The following is an 18,049-nucleotide window of genomic DNA, read 5'->3' as shown; positions in this document are numbered from 1 at the left end:
GCCGCGTTCAATCATCACGTGAGCGGACACAACCTGTGCGAAAGGGCGAGCCGCGCGTAGTTGTCGGTATCAGTAGATATCGACAGACAGCTCCAACGAAAGACTGGCCAACTCGATCATCACGTGCGGCTCAAGGGTGAACCCGACCGAATCCTCTTTGAAGACACCGACAAAGAGTTCCGTGCGGCCACCGTCGAGCACGGTCTGCGCGAAGAATCCGCGATACCGCTCAATGCGCCTCAGCAGCTCACTCAGCACATCCGTAAAGACACCCGGTGTCTTCTCGACGAGCGGAAAGCCGCGGTAGGTGCAGCGGGTAGGGCCTTCAAGGCGATCGCCAAATGGAGTCCTCTCTTGCGTTCCAATGCTGTGACTGACCTCTGGTTTCAAGCATAGCGTCTCGCTGGCTACCTATAGCTTGGTGTAGATGAAGAAGTTGCCACCACCCTAAATCGCTTGTTCGGACTCCATTTACTACGCAACGAGCAGGCTCGCACTTGTGGCGTGCACCTTTCAGAGCAGATTGCCTCAGCTCTCTTTCGGGCTCTCCATCAATATAGCGTCAAGCGCTCTCCCCAATGGCTGCTGTTAGACTGAATACGAAGCATCATCCAATGACTTTACCGCTCTGAACACTCGTAAGCCGCCAGCTATCTGATTGCCGATTTGGCTTTGCGTCAATCGTACAATTTTAGTTGAATACAGTCTCAACCGCTTTTCGTTTATCTCTTCAGATGAAGCAAGAGCGACGCACTTAAGCCAAGGTCAGGCCCAAAGCGCATTCGCGCTACTATGCGCCGATTGCTCCGCCTTAGATGCAGTATCGCCGTAGCTTTTCCGAGAAAGGCAGACAGAGTTTCAAGCCGCGTTGCTGCACCGCGATCTTGGGATACGCTCACTAAGCTCCTAGGCGTCTTGAGAAGTCAGCGATCCACGTTTTCGCCATCTCCGAGTAAGGCGATGTTGGCTGAGCCATCTCCCGTATACGGCCAAACAATGTGTCCTGCACCAGTCGCAAACGACCTGGAATGTCAGAGACGGACGAGCCGCGCGGTCCAACCGACACGTGCCCCGACTCCAGATCCTCGATGATGCATCCGAGTTCCAACACTAGTGCCCCCATGAACTCCAGTTGGCGTAGCGAACGCGTTCGCTCTTGCACAAGGCCAAGCCTGTTCAAGCCATACACTTCGATCGACGTTTTTCCCCTTAGGCTTCCTCCGGGCGCTGGCCCAACCAATGCGAGCTGGCCCGCAGCAGCCACATGAAAGCACAAGTGTTGAGCTGGATCGTCGACAGATGGATCTAAAAGTAGAGGGTTTTCAGTGGAAAGAACCCCGGTCTCCGTACTAATGTGAAGGCTTCCGTCTTCTATCGGAAAATGATCCTGCTTACCTGACTGCACCCAGCTCCACCCGACTGACGCTGGTACAGTCGCTTTGATCAAAGTAATCGCGCAGGACGGATTCCACTGGCCGCGTCGCCGGTTGCAGTCGATGCAACTCGGCAGAAGATTCTCCCAACGCATAGCTAGCCACCAGTACCCGGGGTGATCTTTGACCCCATCGACGGATCCCTTCGGTCGATAGTGCTCAACATCCACTGGCGATGAAGCTGAATAGAACGTCTCGCAGTAAGCACATTTGCCATGGAAGAGGGTTGCAAGCGCGCGCTTCACCTCACCCTTTTTGTACGCAGAGTACTCAAAGGAAGGCTTGGGCTTCTGAGGCGTCTTGGCATTCTTGGCCCTCTTAGCGGCAGCTTGATGCGCCTTTGCACGCTGATATTCCGTTTTTCCCTTTTTGTCCTTCGCCACAAGACAAAGCGGGGCAGGCACGCTGCTGCGATTAACCTTGCGCATCAGCTTCCTCCGCGGAGAGCATCGATTATTCGCTTCTTAACGCTTTCCCTCAGCTGCGACATCTGGTTCGCCTGCTCTTGCGTACGCTGTTGCAAGTACTCCGCTACAGCTTCCTGCACAATGCGTTGAGCCTCCGACGTACCGACTGGCATTGCGGCTGAGACGTCATTCTTGAATGCATCAATAGTCTGTTGTTGAGCATCAGTGACATCCGTAGACGCCAGCAGACTGGAAATCTCTGACATCCTTGCTTCAACCGCAGGATCATCTGTGGAGTTAAGTTGGAATAGATCAGAGGTAAGAAGTTGCTCGATTCGAAAGCAGCTTACTGCAGGTACATCTTTGAGTATCTCTACGCGGCTACGCATACCTCTGGCGGTACGGCCACTTTTCAAGCGGGCACGGCGCAGGACGATTACTTCATTGTCATCCATACCGCGCAGACACAGCGGATCGTGCGTTGTCACAATGAAGGTCACGTTGGGAAGCGCTTGGCGAAGCGCACTTACAATCGCGATCTTCCATCGCGGATGCAGATGTGACTCTATCTCATCGATTAGCACTACCCCGCGTGACGTGTGCAAGCTTTCGAATTTCGGATTGAAGCGGCGATTCATCATTCCCTGCATGACATCGCAGGTCATCGCGAGCACGGAGCGAAAGCCCGAAGACGCCGTCTGAAGTGGCGTAGCGGACAAAGGGCGTCCTTGCTCATCAACGTCGCTCACAAGCAGGCATCGACGCTCACTTTGATCGCGGAGAATCACGTCGAATTCTCCTTCAATTGAGAAAACTGTGCGAAGCGCACGCGTCACCATTGCGAAACGCTCTTCGCTCAGGTCCAGCAACCATTTCTCAGGGTTCGGAAGATCACTGGCATCGAACAAATTGCGAATGTGTTTAGACGCTGAGCCTACCGGCGACCTCATTCCATATTTTCTGAAAGCGCCGTAGGCGAAAACAGGGATGGCATCTTCAGACTTGGCTGTTCTTTGATTGCTAAATGAGATGCCAAGTTCCATGTTCCGCGTGAGTAGTTTGCCCTCCTCTAGGAGTTGAAGTGAGATACTCGCGGAGGGAGGGGGGGATACATCGAATTCACCAAAGTGATCTGGTGACAGAATGAGCTGGCGATCGGGAATCCCTAGTGCGAGGTTCGCTTCTGAGCTGGCCAACGCCATCGTGATCGCTTCGAGGATAGAACTCTTGCCCGTTGCATTCTCGCCCAGGATTACAAGTGCAGGTGTTCTCTTGCCACCCTCTGCCGGATCGGAAGGAGCAGGAATCTCGAACCGGAGATGCTCGATCGATCGAAAGTTCTCGATTTCCACGGCTACCAATTGGGCTTGGCTTGGTCTACGCGCTGGAATTCGGGGTTCGGCTGGCGGGGGACTGAGGACTCGTTCTAGCCTCAGCTCACACTTATTAAATAGGTGAAAACCATCGGATCTACTGCAAAGACGAAGGAAGGTTTTTTTAATGTCTCTGCGCGAGAGAGATAAGTGGACACCGGTCTCTGCTGCCATTATAGCCGCCAATCTTCGGAGCAATAAGTACCATGTCCCGCCAAACTCCAACCCTTCAAACTTGAATAAATCCTCGGGCATTTCATTCACGCTTTTATACTGGAGCGTATTGCGTATTCTACCTAAGTGATGCATGTTTGCTTTTCGACGTGCCTCGACCAGGACGGGCCTATTTAGATTAAAGTGATTGATGGTTATGCTACCGCGCCGAGAGGCACCTTGGAGATCACCTTCCAATCCAATCCAGATATGCCTTTGGAAGTCCCGATCTTCGCATGGATCAAGCAATAGAGGAGATTCTCGTGGAGGGTACGAATCCGGAGGCCAAAGGCCGTTGTCTTGCTCCGAGTACCTGAAAAATAAGTCGTGATGCGGAACCTCCGCACGACCGCCATTCACCGGAAAGTACGCTGCTTCCGAGGGGCGACAGGAGCCGCATACTGCGTAGAAATTCTGCCAAGCCAGTTCCAGCCAGCAATAATATAGGTGGGCGTACTCGGATTTCTTGTATGGCTGTGCTTCTCCGATGGGACGGAACTGATAGTATTCCGTCTGACCAGCGGACTCACAGAAGGCGCAGCGACCGTTGAATAGCCTTTCGAGCGACTGTTGCATTCCTCCCTGCGTGAAGTTCAAAGAGCCTGTGGGCGGACTCGACTGGGCACGACGTTCGTCGCGCTGCTCCATGAAGTCACAGAGCGTCTTGCGCAGCAGTTTTGGAACACTTCCGAGAAGAGTCTGGGGGGGCGGCTCCGTACCGCGGTCAACGTACTGCATTCGCTCATCTTCCTTAAAGTGCAGGCCCGTTCAGCCCGGCCGGATAATGCCTTCCTTCGTCTCCTCTACGCAATCCCCGCTAGGAGTCCGAAGGGCTGGCTGTTGTCAGTGCAACAGAGTGCTTATATGGTTTGCACGCAATTTAAACAAGAATCAATCATCAGGGACGTCATTTACAGCGCTCTCCAGAGTCACTTCCCCTAACCGCTAGACGAGTAGCACTTTTAATCGAGAAGGAATTTTCATTGTGCTGACAGCGGCAAGTCAGGCTTTGTCTTAAACCTCAGAACAACGAGCCCTGCGGTGACTCCGCCCGCGGCGGCAACGGGCGCAGGAAGCGGGTGCAGTCCAGCTTCGGCCAATGGCTGTGCTGCGCGTCGAAGCCCAGGCGCTTGCGGGCCAGCTTGAAACGGTTGGACAGCAGATCGGCGTAGACCCCTTCGCCGCGCATGCGCGTGCCGAACTGGCTGTTGTAATCCTTGCCACCGCGCAGCTGGTTGATGGTGCTCATCACGTGCGTGGCGCGGTCCGGATGGTGGGTGTCGAGCCAATCGCGGAACAGCGGCGCCACTTCCAGCGGCAGGCGCAGCAGCACGTAGCCGGCGGTGGTGGCACCGGCATCGTGTGCGGCCTCGAGCACAGCTTCCAGTTCGGCATCGTTGATCCACGGGATCACCGGCGCGACCATCACCCCGACCGGGATGCCGGCATCGCTCAGGCGACGCATCGCGCGCAGCCGTGCATGCGGGGCCGAGGCGCGCGGTTCCAGTTTGGCCGACAGGTGGGGGTCCAGCGAGGTCACCGAGAAGTGCACGCTGACCAGGTGCTTTTCGGCCAGCGGCGCAAGCAGGTCGATGTCGCGCTCGACCAGCGCATTCTTGGTGATCAACGAGAACGGGTGCTGGGTTTCCAGCATCACCTCGATCAGCTGGCGGGTGAGTTTGAGCTTGCGCTCGATCGGCTGGTAGGCGTCGGTATTGATGCCCAGCGCGATCGGCTGCGGCACGTAGCCGGGGCGCGAGAACTCCTTGCGCAGCAGCTGCGGCGCATTGGTCTTGGCGAACAGCTTGGTCTCGAAGTCCAGACCGGGCGAGAGATTGAGATAGGCGTGCGAGGGCCGGGCGAAGCAATAGGAGCACCCGTGCTCGCAGCCGCGGTACGGATTGACCGACTGGCTGAAGCCGACGTCCGGCGACTTGTTGCGGCTGATGATGCTGCGCGCGGTCTCGGCGCGCACTTCGGTACGCAGCCGCGGCGCGGCGAACTCCTCGCTCTCGTCCGGCGCCCAGCCGTCGTCCATCGCTTCGCTGACGGTGACCTCGAAGCGGCCCGCCAGGTGCGTGCGGGAGCCCCGGCCTTTGATCGCAATACCCATCGTCAAAGGCTATCGCCGGGACGTCTCAGGGAATGAGACGTTGTGGCATCGGAACGGCGGGGATGGGAGATATCCATGGTTAGTAGTATTACTAACCACAGAGGTGATTGGAAGTGAAACCCGCGCCGGATAAGGTTCGCCGGAGGTGGGGACCGATTTGATCCCCCAGATTATCCACAGGGTCAGGGTGCGTGCCTGGCGTGCCATGTCACCCGGCGGCTGAGCCGACCAGCGCTCGGCTCCTACCGGATGCGGGGTACCTTGCGCGGCAGGGATATGCGCCGCATCACAGCAGCCGCAGATACCCCTTCACCGTGGCATCCAGCCCGGCGTACAGCGCCTCGCTGATCAGGGCGTGGCCGATCGAGACTTCCAGCACGTCCGGCACCGCCTGCAGGAACGCCGCCAGGTTGTCCTGCGACAGGTCGTGCCCGGCGTTGACGCCCAGGCCGGCCGCCTGGGCGCGGCGCGCTGCATCGCCGAACAGCGCCAGCATGGCGGTGGCGTCGCCGGCGGCATGCGCCTCGGCGTAGGGGCCGGTGTAGAGCTCTACGCGGTCGGCACCGATGGCCGCGGCTTGGGCGATGTCGGGGTTGCCTGCGTCCACGAACAGGCTGATCCGGCAGCCGTACGTCTTCAACGCGGCGATCAGCGGGCGCAGGCGCTGCGCGTCGCGGCCAAAATCGAAGCCGTGGTCGGAGGTCAGTTGACCGTCGCCATCGGGTACCAGGGTGGCCTGGGCGGGACGGGTCTGCGCGCACAGCGGCAGCAGCCCGGGGTAGCCCTCGCGCGGGGGCGCGAACGGATTGCCTTCGATGTTGAATTCCACGCCACGCTCGGCCGTCAGCGCGGACAGCGCCAGCACGTCCTCGGCGCGGATGTGGCGGCGGTCCGGGCGCGGGTGCACGGTGATCCCATGCGCGCCGGCCTCCAGGCAGGCACGGGCGGCCTGCAGCACGTCCGGGTCGGTGCCACCGCGCGAGTTGCGCAGGACGGCGATCTTGTTCACGTTGACGCTGAGTTGGGTCATGGCACTACGAGGGGTCGGATTCACCCTGAGCGGCCGGGGTACGCGCCTGAAGGGCGAGCTCCCGCAGCCGACGGAGTTCGTTGGGATCGGTGATGGCCGCGCGGGTGGGCTGCACATCGCCGAAGCGGGCCACGTAGAGGCCGCGGACCCACGCCAGCAGGAACACCAGGGTGCCCAGCAGCGACAGCGCCATCAGCCCCATGTGGGGGGTCTTGAGCGCCATGCCGAAACAGGCCAGCGCGAACAGCAGAAACAGCCAGTACATGTCGTTCTCCCCGATTGACCGGGCCAGTGTAGCGCTGGCGCCGGGTGCGGTTCCACGGGGAGCAGTGGCTACAGCAGCGGCGAGGCCAGGCGGGCGAACGCCTCGGGCACACGGTGCCGCCACAGCGAACGCTGGCGGTCGTTGTAGACCGGTGAGGCGCTGCTGTATTCGGCGAGCAGGATCTCGGCCAGCGCGGCAACGCGGCCGGTATCGCTGATCATCATCGAGAGCTCGAAGTTGAGCCGGAAGCTGCGGTGATCGAAGTTGGCACTGCCAACGATGCACACGTCATCATCGGCGATGAAGGCCTTGGTATGCAGCATGCGCGGGCCATACTCGTAGATCTTGACCCCGGCCTGCAGCAGCTCGTCGAAGTAGGAGCGCGCGGCCTGGGTGACGAACCAGGAGTCGCTCATCTTGGGCACCAGCAGGCGCACGTCCAGGCCGCCGAGTGCGGCCGAGGTCAGTGCCATGCGCGCGGCTTCGCCGGGCACGAAGTAGGGCGTCACCAGCCAGACGCGCTCCTTGGCTTCGTGGATCGCCGCCACGTGCAGGCGGTGGATGGTCTCCCACGACGAATCCGGCCCGGAGACCAGCACCTGCGCATTGATGCTGCCCTCGCTGCGGCTGGGCATGGTCTCCGGCCACAACTGCGCGATGTTGAAGCGCGCCGGCTCCTGGCCCGTGGCGTAGATCCAATCCTCGATGAAGACCAGCTGCAGGCTGCGCACCACGTGGCCACGCAGGCGCATGTGCAGGTCGCGATACGCATCCGGGCGGACGCTCTCGTCTTCCTCATCGGTGATGTTGATGCCACCGGTGAACGCCTGCAGGCCATCGATGATGACCAGCTTGCGGTGCGTGCGCAGGTTCAACCACGGCCGCTTGAACGGCTTGAGCAGCTGCCGGGGATGGAACCACACCACTTCGGCACCGGCATCCTGCAGCGGCTGCAGGAAGCGCTTGCGGATGGAGGAGGAGCCGACCGCGTCGAGCAGCAGGCGCACCCGTACCCCCGCCGCGGCCCGCTCGGTCAGCGCATCTCGCAGCGCGGTGCCGGCGTGGTCCGGATTGAAGATGTAGTACTCCAGGTGCAGGTGATCCTGCGCCTTGGCCACGGCGGCCAGCAGCGCGCTGTAGGTGGCCGCACCGTCGACCAGCCACTCCACTTCGGTCGCCGAGCTTGGCGACAGACCGGTCGTGGCCTGGGCGATCTTGGCCAGCTCGGTACAGTCCGCGTCCGGTGGACAGACGCTGCTGTAGTGCTCCATGCCCGAACGCGAACGGCCACGGCGAAGGCGCTGCCGCTTCACCTTCTGCGGGCCGAGCAGGTAGTAGATGAAGAGCCCAAGGTAGGGCAGGGCGGCCAGCGACAGGATCCAGCTCAGCGTGGCGACCGGCTCGCGCTTCTGCAGCATGATCCAGCCGGTCAGCCACAGCAGATAGAGAATGTAGGCCGCCACCATCAGGGGGCGCAGGTGCGGGATGGCATCGAGCCAGTCCCCGAAGACGTCGAAGGTTGCAAGCATGGCCGGATGATAGCGGGCGGCGTGGCGCTGGCGCGTATCCACGGCCGGCGGCACAAAAAAAACGCCCCTGTTTCCAGGGGCGTTTTCCAGTCGCGTCATGACTGCGTATTGCGTATTACTGCTGTACGAAGCCGATCTTCTTCATCTGAGCATTCTTCGCGGCAGCCAACACCTTGGCCATCACGTCGTACTCGGAGTCCGGGCTGGCATCGATGCGCAGTTCCGGCTGGTTGGTCGGATCGCGCTGCACTTCCTGTTCCATACGCTGCTGCAGTTCGCCCACAGCCACGGGGCTGTTGTTCCACGACACCTGGTTGCTGGCGTCCACCTTCAGCTCGATCGGCGGCGGCGGTTCGACCGTCACCGGCGGTGGGTTGAGCACGCGCTGCGGCAGGTCAACGGCGATCGGGTACGTCATGATCGGCGCGGTGACGATGAAGATGATCAGCAGCACCAGCATCACGTCCACCAGGGGCGTGACGTTGATGTCGGCCATGGGGCCTTTGTTACCACCAGTACTGAACGCCATGGCTTACTGCCCCTTTACTTTGGTGGCGACGAAGCCCACGTCGAGCATGCCCTGTTCCTGCGCGACCTTCGTCATCTCATTGATGACGCGCATCTTGGTGGTGCGATCACCACGCAGGTTGAGGGGCGGCTGCGGGGTCTGCTGGGCGGCGGTCGCCAAGCGCGACTCAAGAGTCTGCTTGTCGATTTCCTCGTCGTTCCAGTAGATCGAGCCGTCTTCCTTGACTGCCAAGGTGATCGGGCTCGCCCGCTTTTCAGCGTCTTCCGGATTCTGCACCAGGTTGGCCTCAGGCAGATCCACCTTGACCTTGTGGGACATCAGGGGCGCCGTGATGATGAAGATGATCAGCAGCACCAGCATCACGTCCACGAGGGGCGTAACGTTGATGTCGGCCATGGGGCCGCCGCTGTTACCACTACTGAAAGCCATAACGGGCTCCGTCTAGATCGTGTTGACTACGTTCTCGCTGGGTGACGCGCGTCGCTATTAGCGAACGCGCGAACCGGTGGCGAAGAAGTCGTGCAGGTCGTGAGCGAACGTATCGAACTTGCTGATCGTGGCGCTGTTGATCTTGCTGAAGAAGTTGAAGGCGAACACGGCCGGGATAGCCACGAACAGACCGATGGCGGTCATGATCAGTGCTTCACCCACCGGGCCGGCAACGGCGTCGATCGAGGCGGAACCGGTGGCACCGATCTTGATCAGCGCGCCGTAGATGCCCCACACGGTACCCAGCAGACCCACGAACGGAGCGGTCGCGCCGACGGTGGCCAGCAGGGTCATGCCCGACTGCAGGTTGTTGCTTTCGCGGGTCACGGCCTGACGCAGGGCGCGATCGACGAACTCCGAACGGCTCAGGTTTTCACCCAGGCCACCCGAGGTGCCGCCTTCCGAACGCTGGTGGTGCGCAGCAGCCTGTGCAGCGTCCAGAGCGATCTTGGAGAAGGGCTCCGAAGCCGGCTGTTCTTCCATCGCACGGATGGCGTCCTGGGCGTTCGGGGTATCCCAGAACAGGCTCACGACCTTGTCGGCAGCAGCCTTCAGACGGGTGGCGCGGAAGATGTTGATGACGGTCCAGTACCAGGACATGGCCGACATGATGATCAGGGTCAGCAGCACGACCCAGGAGACGGCGAAGTCACCCGGCTGGGTGGTCATCTCGTGGATCAGGTGCTCGAAGCCCATCTGCGACAGGGCGTTGGAGTTGCCCCCGGCAGCAGCGGCGATGAAAAGTTCCTGCAGCATGACGCTTACCTTTGTTGTGTGTGGTGATAAAGGGTATTGCTAGAAATAACCGCTAGGGTCGGTGGCCGGCGGGCCACCGGCCACTATCAGTTCAGCGCAAAGTTGACCGGGACGCGAACGCGACCTGCGACCTTCTTCCCGCCCGATTCCGCGGAACGGAAGCTCCACTTGCGAGCTGCGTCCATGGCGGCGCGATCGAGGTCACGGTTACGGCTGGACTTCTCGACCGACACATTGGTGACGTTGCCATTGGCATCGACGTCAATGATCAGGATGACTTCACCCTGGATACCAGCACGGAACGCGGCCGGCGGGTAACGCGGGGGGTTCATGTTCTTCGACGAGATGTCGACGCTTGCCTCAATGGTGCTCGGCGGCTGCGGCGGCGACGGCGGCGAAGGCGGCGTGACGATGTCGGTCGGACGCGGGTCCGGGATATCGACCACAGGAGCCTGCGGCGGCGGCGGAACCGGGGACGGCTTCGGCGGCGACAGGTTCTTGACCGGCGGCGGCGGGGTGTCATCCGGCGGCGGCGGCGGCGGCGGCGGTGGTGGCGGCGGCGGAGCGTCGACCAGGGTCACCATGATGTTGCGTTCTTTCTCCGCGACGGCCTTGGGAGCCACGGCGGGGATCAGAAGCATCATGAAGGCGGCGAGATGCAGTGCGATTACAAAAGCGATACCCACGATACGCGGCCAGGAGAGGCCGGTGTCATCGCGTTGTTCGTACCTGTGAACGACTAGTTGTTCCGTCATGCGCCAAGAGCTCATTAGTGGGGCCGGGATACCCGGGGACAGGTAGCCCATGATCAGCGGTGCATGACACCGCAGGAACCTCCAAGCTTATACCAATCCTGAGCGCCTGCGCATCACTTATGCAGGCGTTCAGGCGTTATTCCTACTTACTTCAGGTTGATGATTTTCTTGGCATCCGCCTGGTTCTTCACACCCTTCGCCAGCGCTTGCTGGGCGGCCTGCTTGGCCTCCGGAATGCGACCTTCCGAATGCAGCACGCGTGCCAGATTCAGGTAGGTCTCGCCGTCCTTGGAAAGCGGGGCAGCCTTCTGCCACGCCTCGATCGCCTTGTCCGTCTGCTGCGGGTCGGAGTAGTAGTACGCCTGAGCCAATGCCAGGTATACCTGATAATCCGGCTTCAGGATGTTTTTCTGCAGGCCATCATTGATAACGGCAATGACGTCCTTTTCTTTGTTCTCGCTGTTGGCGTAGATCGAGTACAGCTGCTTGTACTCGCGCTCGTCCGTCAGCTGGCCGGCAGCGTACAGCTTGGCCATGACAGCGCCGGCCTGGTCCATCTGGTCGGCCTGCATGTACATGCTGGCCAGATTCAACTGCACCTTCTTGTCGTTCGGGTTCTTGGCGGCCAGCGCTTCGGCCTGCTTGACCGCTTCACCGGTCTGGCCGGCTTCGGCCATGGCAGCCATCAGCAGCTGGTTCCAGTTGTCCTTCGGCTCGGGCGAGCCGGCGATGGCCTGCTGCAGCACCGGGATGGCCTCGGCATAGCGCTCGGCCTGGTACAGCGCCTGGCCCTTGGCGATCAGCTCTTCGGGCTTGTTCGACTTGGTCTCGGCGAAGTACTTGTCCAGCGTGGCCAGGCCTTCGTTGATCTGATCGTCCTGCAGCTGCAGCTGCCCGAGCATCAGCATCGACTGATAGTGGCCGTTGTTGTCCAGGCCGCCGAGCTGCAGCGCCTGCTCGAGGTACTTCTTGGCCGAGGCGACGTCGTCCAGCTGGTAGGCCGCCTGCGAGGCGAGCTGCGCGGCGAGCGACTTGTCGTAGGTGTTGGCGGCCGGGTTCGCCAGGATTTCGTCAGCCTGCGCGCGCGTCTCCGGGAACTTCTGGTCGTTGTAGCTGTCAATCATTTTCTGCAGCTTCGGGCCGACCTTGGCCGAGGACTTCTGCTCCGGCTCCTGGCGGGTCGCGTTCGGGTAGAGCACTTCGGCCTTGGCCTGCTTCTGCCCACCCCGCGCGCCACGCTCCGCCGAGCGGGCCTGGGCGAATGCATCGGTGATCATGGCGCCACTTACAGCGGTCGCGATGAGGACGGAAAGGACGGCTTGCTTGTGGTTGCTGAAAATCATCTTTCACCTCGATCGAACCGCCGCAGCGGCATCAAAACGGACTGTCAGAAAAATCTGAGCCGCCAAACGTATCAGAAACTGATGGCGTGAGAAATCGTTTCCGATGCTGCAATACAGCATCTTTGGGCCATCTCCGGGCGCGTCAACCGCACTTCGGCCTGCGCCCGGCCGCCTGGGCTTGTTGGTATACACCACTCAGGGACGGCGCGTCTCGCTGAAGTTCGCGGATACGGTTGGCCGGATCGGGGTGAGTGGACAGCCATTGGGGCGAGCGACCACCACTGGCGGCCATCATGTTCTGCCACAGATCCACTGCCTGGGCGGGGTTGAAACCGGCCTCGGCCATCAGCCGCTGGCCGACGATATCGGCTTCGCTTTCCTGGGTCCGCGAGCCGGGCAGCAGGAACGCGGCCTGCGCACCGGCGCCGCCAAGCTGGCTGACGGTACTGGCCGCGCCCTCACCGTACGCGGCGCCCGCCAGCGCGCCCAGAACCGACAAGCCGGTCTGCGCCCCCATCTGGCGGGTGATGCGTTCTTCGTGGTGGCGGGAGATGACGTGCCCGATCTCGTGGCCGATCACAGCGGCCAGCTGATCCTGGTTCCTGGCGACCGTGAAGATGCCGGTATTGACCCCGACTTTGCCGCCGGGCAGGGCGAACGCGTTGGGCTCCTTGTCGACCATCAACGCCGTCTCCCACCGTACGCCACGGTACTGAGGCGGCAACTGGGCGACCAGCGCATTGACCACGCACTGCACGTACGCGGTCTGCTTCGGGTCCTTGCTGAGGGTTCCCTTGGACTTGGTCTCGGTGAACGCCTGCGCGCCCAGCTGGTCCAGCTCGGCCTGCGAAACACCGCCGACCATCTGGCGGCGGCCGGTAGGTGAGGTCGTGGTGGCGCATGCGCTCACCAGCATGGCGATGGCAATTCCCAACAGCACTGGTTTCATGTGCGATCCCCCCGTGTTCATGTGCGCAGTGTGGAACGCGGCGACGTAAATTTTCGTCAAGCCGCGTGATCGATCAATGGATGCCCAGGAACATCAGCGCGACCAGGGCGATGCCGTTGTTCAAGCCATGCGCGGCGATCGGCGCCCACAAGGTTCCGGTGCGTTGGTAGAGCCAGGCGAAGGCCGCACCCATGCCGCCATAGACGAGCCATAGCTGGGCGATTTCCCACGGGCCATTGGCACTGGTGCCGGGGATTTCATGTACCAGAGCGAAGGCCAGGCTGCTCAGGACGATGCCCAACACCGGGCGACCGGCCTGCCACAGGCGACCGAACAGGACACGGCGGAACAACAGCTCTTCATAGGCCGGCGCGAGCACGACGGCAAACAGGGCAAGGAACCAGGGGAAACGCGTGATTGCCTGTTCCATCAGCGCCAGATTGGTCGGCACCGGTTCGATGCCCCCCTGCTTGGCCAACCATGCGATCAGGTTGCTGCCGATGATCACACCGGTGGCCACCAGCAATGTCCACCCCCATGTCGAGGGGCGACGTGCCGCCTGGAAGGACAGCACACGTTCGGCGGGCGTGGCCCGGCGACGGAAGAAATACAGCACCAGCGCGGCACCACCGGTAGCAACGAGCGCCATCAGGATCTGGGCGAGCGCCCCGGGTTGGCCCAGCTGCTGGGCAAGACCGGCAACGGCCGAAGCATCCGCACCGTCGCGAGCGGCCTGGTAGCCAACGATCGCACCGCGGTACAGCCCCCAGACCAAGCCGCTGATCAGGCTCAGCGACAGCAGCACCAGCACGCCAATGCCCAGGTCGATGAAGAAGCCCGCGAGCGGGGAACCCGGCTTGCGCGGCGATGACGGGACGGCAGGGGGCAGCGGAGGCGTCATGGACGCCGGGGGGGTAGCGGACATCGGATTCCTGGCATCGGGGGGCGATGGCCGGCCAGGGTGCAGGTCGCACCCGGCCGGCCCGTCCCCGATTGTGTCAGATATCCAGGTTGGCGACCTTCAGGGCGTTGTCTTCGATGAAGTCGCGGCGCGGCTCGACCACGTCGCCCATCAGGGTGCTGAAGATCTGGTCGGCCGCCACGGCATCCTCGATCCGCACCTGGAGCAGGCGACGGGTGTCGGGATTGACCGTGGTGTCCCAGAGCTGCTCGGGATTCATTTCACCCAGACCCTTGAATCGCTGGATCTGGCGGCCCTTCTTGGCTTCGTCCAGCAGCCAGTTGCGTGCTTCGGCGAAGCTGGCCACCTCGGCCGACTTCGCACCACGGCTGATCTTCGCACCGGCACGGACCAGGCCGTGCAGCAGGAGGGAAGACTGGTGCAGGGCACGCAGTTCACCGGTTTCAAACGCACCCAGCGGCAGCACCTGGATCAGCTGTTCGCCCATATGACGACGCGTGACCAGCACCGCGGCCGGACGCTCCTCGGTGGGTTCCTGCAGTTCCAGCGTGTAGCGCGGCGAACCCAGGCTGCCCTGGTTGAGGCGGGTCGCCAGTGCGGCGAGGCCTTCGTCGGCGCCGGCCTTGCGCAGGTGCTCCAGATCCATCGGGGTGAAATCGATCAGTGCTTCGAGCACCTGGCGATCATAGCGATGGCCGTTGCGCGCAATGGTTTCCTGCGCTGACGCATAGGAGAGCAACAGCTTCTCCAGCGCGACGCCTTCGATGCCCGGCTCGCTTTCGGCCGGGATCAACGACGCGTTCTCCACCGCACTACTGGCCAGGTACGCGTCCAGCGCCGGGTCGTCCTTCAGGTACAGCTCCTGCTTGCCCTGCTTGATCTTGTACAGCGGCGGCAGGCCGATGTAGATGTGGCCACGCTCGATCAGTTCCGGCATCTGACGGTAGAAGAAGGTCAACAGCAGCGTACGGATGTGCGCGCCGTCGACGTCGGCATCGGTCATGATGATGATGCGGTGGTAGCGCAGCTTGTCCGGGTTGTACTCGTCCCGGCCGATGCCGGTGCCCAGCGCGGTGATCAGCGTACCGACCTGATCCGAGGCGAGCATGCGGTCGAAGCGGGCACGTTCCACGTTGAGGATCTTGCCGCGCAGCGGCAGCACCGCCTGGTTCTTGCGGTTGCGGCCCTGCTTGGCCGAGCCACCTGCCGAGTCACCCTCGACGATGAACAGCTCGGACAGCGCCGGATCCTTTTCCTGGCAGTCGGCCAGCTTGCCCGGCAGGCCGGCGATATCCAGCGCCCCCTTGCGGCGGGTCAGATCGCGCGCCTTGCGCGCCGCTTCACGTGCACGCGCCGCGTCCACGATCTTACCGGCGATCGCCTTGGCTTCGTTCGGGTTTTCCTGCAGGAATTCTTCCAGGCGCTGGCCGAAGGCACTTTCCACCGCCGGGCGCACATCCGAACTGACCAGCTTTTCCTTGGTCTGGCTGGAGAAGCTCGGGTCCGGCACCTTCACCGACAGCACCGCGATCATGCCTTCGCGCATGTCATCGCCGGTCAGGTTGATCTTGGCCTGCTTGGCGATGCCGTTCTGCTCGATGTAGTTGTTGAGCACACGGGTCAGCGCGCCGCGGAAGCCGGCCAGATGGGTACCGCCGTCCTTCTGCGGAATGTTGTTGGTGAAGCAGTACATCGTTTCCTGGTAGGAATCGGTCCACTGCAGCGCCACGTCCACCACGATGCCGTTGGATTCGCCGGTGACCGAGATCACGTTCGGGTGCAGCGGCGTCTTCAACTGCGCCAGATGCTCCACGAAGCTGCGGATGCCGCCTTCGTAATGGAAGTCGTCGCGGCGGCCATCGCCGCGCTCGTCGACCAGCGCGATCTTGACGCCGGAATTGAGGAAGGACAGCTCGCGCAGGCGGCGGGCCAGGATGTCGTAGTGGAACTCCACGTTGTCGTGGAAGGCCTTCACCGAGGGCCAGAAGCGCAGGGTAGTGCCGCGCTTGGTGCTGGCTTCGACCTGCTTGAGCGAGTTGACCGCAGCACCGTCAGCGAATTCCTGCTGGTAGTGGAAGCCGCCCTGGTAGATATCCAGCAGCAGCTTCTGCGACAGCGCGTTGACCACGCTGACACCCACGCCGTGCAGACCACCGGACACCTTGTAGCTGTTGTCATCGAACTTGCCGCCGGCATGCAGCACCGTCATCACGACTTCGGCTGCAGAGACTTCGCGATCGAGCTTCTTGCTCATCTGCTCGTGCTTGCCGGTGGGAATGCCGCGCCCGTTGTCCGACACCGAAACCGAGCCATCGGCGTGGATCATGACCGAGACATTGTCGGCGTGGCCGGCCAAGGCTTCGTCGATGGAGTTGTCGACGACCTCGAACACCATGTGGTGCAGACCGGTGCCGTCATGGACGTCGCCGATGTACATACCAGGACGCTTGCGGACAGCCTCGAGGCCTTCCAGGGCGGTGATGCTGTTGGCGTCGTAGTTGCCGCTGTTTGCGGGGATGTTCTGTTCTTCAGTCATTGCGCTTGCCGTAGGCTCCGCAGGTCGGGCCGCCGCGGTGAGGCGGGGCGCCGAGTAATAAGGGGTTGCAACAGCAATTATACCAGCCGGGCACCGTGACCCCTGGGGGACCACTATGGCACAGCCAGGACCTGTCCATGTTCCACGTGGAACCGGGTGATATCTGTCGCGTCGACCAGCGCCGCCGGTACCTCGGTGGCGGTGATGAATATCTGCGCCGGGCCGGCCTTGAGCCGTTCCAGCACCCGCGCCTGGTGATGGCGATCCAGCTCTGACGAAAGATCGTCCAGCGCGATCACCGGCCATTCGCCGCGCTGCTCAGCATAGTCCTCGGCCTGCGCCAACAGGCAGGTGAGGGCGGTCAGTTTGGCCTGGCCGCGCGAAAGTGCATCCCGACCCGGGATGGTCTCGAATCCGACGCTCCAGTCGGCCCGATGCGGGCCGACCGAGGTATAGCCGGCCATCCGGTCACGTTCCCGTGCCAGCAGCAGCGCGTCGGAGAGCGATACCTCCTGCTTGCGCCACCCTGGACTCAAACTCAGCGACTGGATCCCCAGATTGGGCGCCAGTACGGTGGCCAGTTCCACGGTCCGTTCCTGCAGCCGTTCGAGGTAGTGCTGACGGCGGGTGGTCAGCGGCTCACCTGCCTCGGCGAGCTCCCGGTCCCACGCATCCAGCGCATGGGGGTGTCCACCTTGCTTGAGCAGGGCATTGCGCTGTTTGAGAGCCCGCGAGTACCGGCGCCACAGACCCATGAAGTCTGGTTCCACGTGGAACAAACCCCAATCGAGGAACCGCCGACGGGGCTCACCACCGCCACTCACCAGCGCGTGGCTGCCTGGCTCGAAGGTGACGACCGCCAGTGCGGCGCACAGCGTGCCCAGCTGAGCGACATCTTCCCCGTCCAGTCGGCCTTTCCATTCCTGGCCGCTGTGGCGAAGCCCGGCCTTGCGACGGGTCGGGGTATCGGCACCATCGCGCTGCTCATCCCATTCCACGAACACATCCAACGCCTCCCGGCCCTGGCGTACCAAGCCATCCCGGACACGGCCGCGAAAACTGCGTCCATACGCCATGACGTGCAGCGCCTCCAGGACACTGGTCTTGCCGGCGCCATTGTCACCGGTGATCAGGTTGATGCCCGGTTGTGGTGCCAGTTCGACGGTATCGAAGCGACGGACCTGGTGCAGGGACAAACGGCGGATGCGCATGCGGACGATCAACACCGCACGGGGCGGCAGACGGGTAGGGGGAATCGATCAGCTTACTGCATTGCCCGGGTTCCACGTGGCCGGATGCGCCGCGCGCCGCGGGTGGGTACCTGACCCGTCGCCGAGGGCGGAAGGAGCCGATCGGTCTGTCCCGGTGTTCAGCGCGGTGGCGGCTCGGTCTGCCATGCGTCCATTT

At 62.1% G+C, this 18,049-nt stretch carries 16 protein-coding genes; all 16 read right to left on the bottom strand.

Features of this window, described 5'->3' with window-relative positions:
- Positions 1-69: 69 nt before the first annotated feature.
- The 16 genes from BCL79_RS20160 to recF all read right to left on the bottom strand — a co-directional run bounded on the left by BCL79_RS20160 (position 70) and on the right by recF (position 17,853).
- On the bottom strand, positions 70-390 hold the full coding sequence (locus BCL79_RS20160) for a DUF4279 domain-containing protein (RefSeq protein ID WP_147433926.1): 321 nt from the start codon (positions 388-390) through the stop codon (positions 70-72).
- Between the two features lie 508 nt (positions 391-898).
- Positions 899-1,861 carry an HNH endonuclease gene (locus BCL79_RS20155; RefSeq protein ID WP_147433925.1) on the bottom strand — a complete coding sequence of 321 codons (963 nt, stop codon included), beginning with the start codon at positions 1,859-1,861 and terminating at the stop codon, positions 899-901.
- A complete protein-coding gene (locus BCL79_RS20345; protein ID WP_183073824.1) occupies positions 1,861-3,192 on the bottom strand; it encodes an AAA family ATPase in 1,332 nt (443 codons plus the stop codon). Before BCL79_RS20345 ends, BCL79_RS20155 begins: the two co-directional genes overlap by 1 nt.
- A 1,255-nt stretch (positions 3,193-4,447) precedes the next feature.
- On the bottom strand, positions 4,448-5,539 hold the full coding sequence (locus BCL79_RS18205; RefSeq protein WP_121043751.1) for a PA0069 family radical SAM protein: 1,092 nt from the start codon (positions 5,537-5,539) through the stop codon (positions 4,448-4,450).
- 286 nt (positions 5,540-5,825) lie between these two features.
- Entirely contained in the window at positions 5,826-6,569 is a 744-nt protein-coding gene (locus BCL79_RS18200) for a pyridoxine 5'-phosphate synthase (protein ID WP_121043748.1), read from the bottom strand.
- A 4-nt stretch (positions 6,570-6,573) separates the two neighbouring features.
- A complete protein-coding gene (locus tag BCL79_RS18195) occupies positions 6,574-6,834 on the bottom strand; it encodes a hypothetical protein (RefSeq protein WP_070474188.1) in 261 nt (86 codons plus the stop codon).
- A gap of 68 nt (positions 6,835-6,902) precedes the next feature.
- The gene (cls, locus tag BCL79_RS18190; RefSeq protein WP_121044021.1) at positions 6,903-8,363 is read right to left on the bottom strand and encodes a cardiolipin synthase; all 1,461 of its coding nucleotides are present in this window, start codon (positions 8,361-8,363) and stop codon (positions 6,903-6,905) included.
- A 115-nt stretch (positions 8,364-8,478) separates the two neighbouring features.
- The gene (locus BCL79_RS18185; protein WP_046272258.1) at positions 8,479-8,892 is read right to left on the bottom strand and encodes an ExbD/TolR family protein; all 414 of its coding nucleotides are present in this window, start codon (positions 8,890-8,892) and stop codon (positions 8,479-8,481) included.
- 3 nt (positions 8,893-8,895) lie between these two features.
- Positions 8,896-9,321 (bottom strand): ExbD/TolR family protein, encoded by a 426-nt coding sequence (locus BCL79_RS18180; RefSeq protein ID WP_046272259.1) that lies wholly within the window; start codon positions 9,319-9,321, stop codon positions 8,896-8,898.
- Between the two features lie 57 nt (positions 9,322-9,378).
- Positions 9,379-10,137: a TonB-system energizer ExbB gene (gene exbB, locus BCL79_RS18175; RefSeq protein ID WP_019184055.1), complete on the bottom strand. Its 759-nt coding sequence runs from the start codon at positions 10,135-10,137 to the stop codon at positions 9,379-9,381.
- An 86-nt stretch (positions 10,138-10,223) separates the two neighbouring features.
- Complete coding sequence (locus BCL79_RS18170; protein WP_088435269.1) at positions 10,224-10,892, bottom strand: energy transducer TonB; 669 nt, start codon at positions 10,890-10,892, stop codon at positions 10,224-10,226.
- 146 nt (positions 10,893-11,038) lie between these two features.
- The gene (locus BCL79_RS18165; protein ID WP_121043745.1) at positions 11,039-12,235 is read right to left on the bottom strand and encodes a heme biosynthesis protein HemY; all 1,197 of its coding nucleotides are present in this window, start codon (positions 12,233-12,235) and stop codon (positions 11,039-11,041) included.
- 142 nt (positions 12,236-12,377) lie between these two features.
- The gene (locus BCL79_RS18160) at positions 12,378-13,184 is read right to left on the bottom strand and encodes a M48 family metallopeptidase (protein ID WP_121043740.1); all 807 of its coding nucleotides are present in this window, start codon (positions 13,182-13,184) and stop codon (positions 12,378-12,380) included.
- A gap of 73 nt (positions 13,185-13,257) precedes the next feature.
- Entirely contained in the window at positions 13,258-14,109 is an 852-nt protein-coding gene (locus BCL79_RS18155; RefSeq protein WP_121043737.1) for a CPBP family intramembrane glutamic endopeptidase, read from the bottom strand.
- 73 nt (positions 14,110-14,182) lie between these two features.
- Complete coding sequence (gene gyrB / locus BCL79_RS18150) at positions 14,183-16,642, bottom strand: DNA topoisomerase (ATP-hydrolyzing) subunit B (protein ID WP_121043734.1); 2,460 nt, start codon at positions 16,640-16,642, stop codon at positions 14,183-14,185.
- Positions 16,643-16,755: 113 nt separating this feature from the next.
- Entirely contained in the window at positions 16,756-17,853 is a 1,098-nt protein-coding gene (gene recF / locus BCL79_RS18145) for a DNA replication/repair protein RecF (protein ID WP_121043731.1), read from the bottom strand.
- Positions 17,854-18,049 lie beyond the last annotated feature (196 nt).

The organism is Stenotrophomonas rhizophila, assembly GCF_003651185.1.
Lineage (GTDB): Bacteria > Pseudomonadota > Gammaproteobacteria > Xanthomonadales > Xanthomonadaceae > Stenotrophomonas > Stenotrophomonas maltophilia_Z.
Note: the sequence above shows the minus strand (reverse complement) of the source record. Positions and strands in the feature narration are given on the sequence as shown.

Bases quoted from the DNA above. Each gene is read 5' to 3' on its own strand.
- BCL79_RS18205 (WP_121043751.1), bottom strand. From the start codon at position 5,539: ATGGGTATTGCGATCAAAGGCCGGGGCTCCCGCACGCACCTGGCGGGC.
- BCL79_RS18170 (WP_088435269.1), bottom strand. From the start codon at position 10,892: ATGACGGAACAACTAGTCGTTCACAGGTACGAACAACGCGATGACACC.
- BCL79_RS18160 (WP_121043740.1), bottom strand. From the start codon at position 13,184: ATGAAACCAGTGCTGTTGGGAATTGCCATCGCCATGCTGGTGAGCGCA.
- BCL79_RS18185 (WP_046272258.1), bottom strand. From the start codon at position 8,892: ATGGCGTTCAGTACTGGTGGTAACAAAGGCCCCATGGCCGACATCAAC.
- gyrB (WP_121043734.1), bottom strand. From the start codon at position 16,642: ATGACTGAAGAACAGAACATCCCCGCAAACAGCGGCAACTACGACGCC.
- BCL79_RS18165 (WP_121043745.1), bottom strand. From the start codon at position 12,235: ATGATTTTCAGCAACCACAAGCAAGCCGTCCTTTCCGTCCTCATCGCG.
- BCL79_RS20155 (WP_147433925.1), bottom strand. From the start codon at position 1,861: ATGCGCAAGGTTAATCGCAGCAGCGTGCCTGCCCCGCTTTGTCTTGTG.
- cls (WP_121044021.1), bottom strand. From the start codon at position 8,363: ATGCTTGCAACCTTCGACGTCTTCGGGGACTGGCTCGATGCCATCCCG.
- BCL79_RS18195 (WP_070474188.1), bottom strand. From the start codon at position 6,834: ATGTACTGGCTGTTTCTGCTGTTCGCGCTGGCCTGTTTCGGCATGGCG.
- recF (WP_121043731.1), bottom strand. From the start codon at position 17,853: ATGCGCATCCGCCGTTTGTCCCTGCACCAGGTCCGTCGCTTCGATACC.
- BCL79_RS18200 (WP_121043748.1), bottom strand. From the start codon at position 6,569: ATGACCCAACTCAGCGTCAACGTGAACAAGATCGCCGTCCTGCGCAAC.
- exbB (WP_019184055.1), bottom strand. From the start codon at position 10,137: ATGCTGCAGGAACTTTTCATCGCCGCTGCTGCCGGGGGCAACTCCAAC.
- BCL79_RS18155 (WP_121043737.1), bottom strand. From the start codon at position 14,109: ATGTCCGCTACCCCCCCGGCGTCCATGACGCCTCCGCTGCCCCCTGCC.
- BCL79_RS18180 (WP_046272259.1), bottom strand. From the start codon at position 9,321: ATGGCTTTCAGTAGTGGTAACAGCGGCGGCCCCATGGCCGACATCAAC.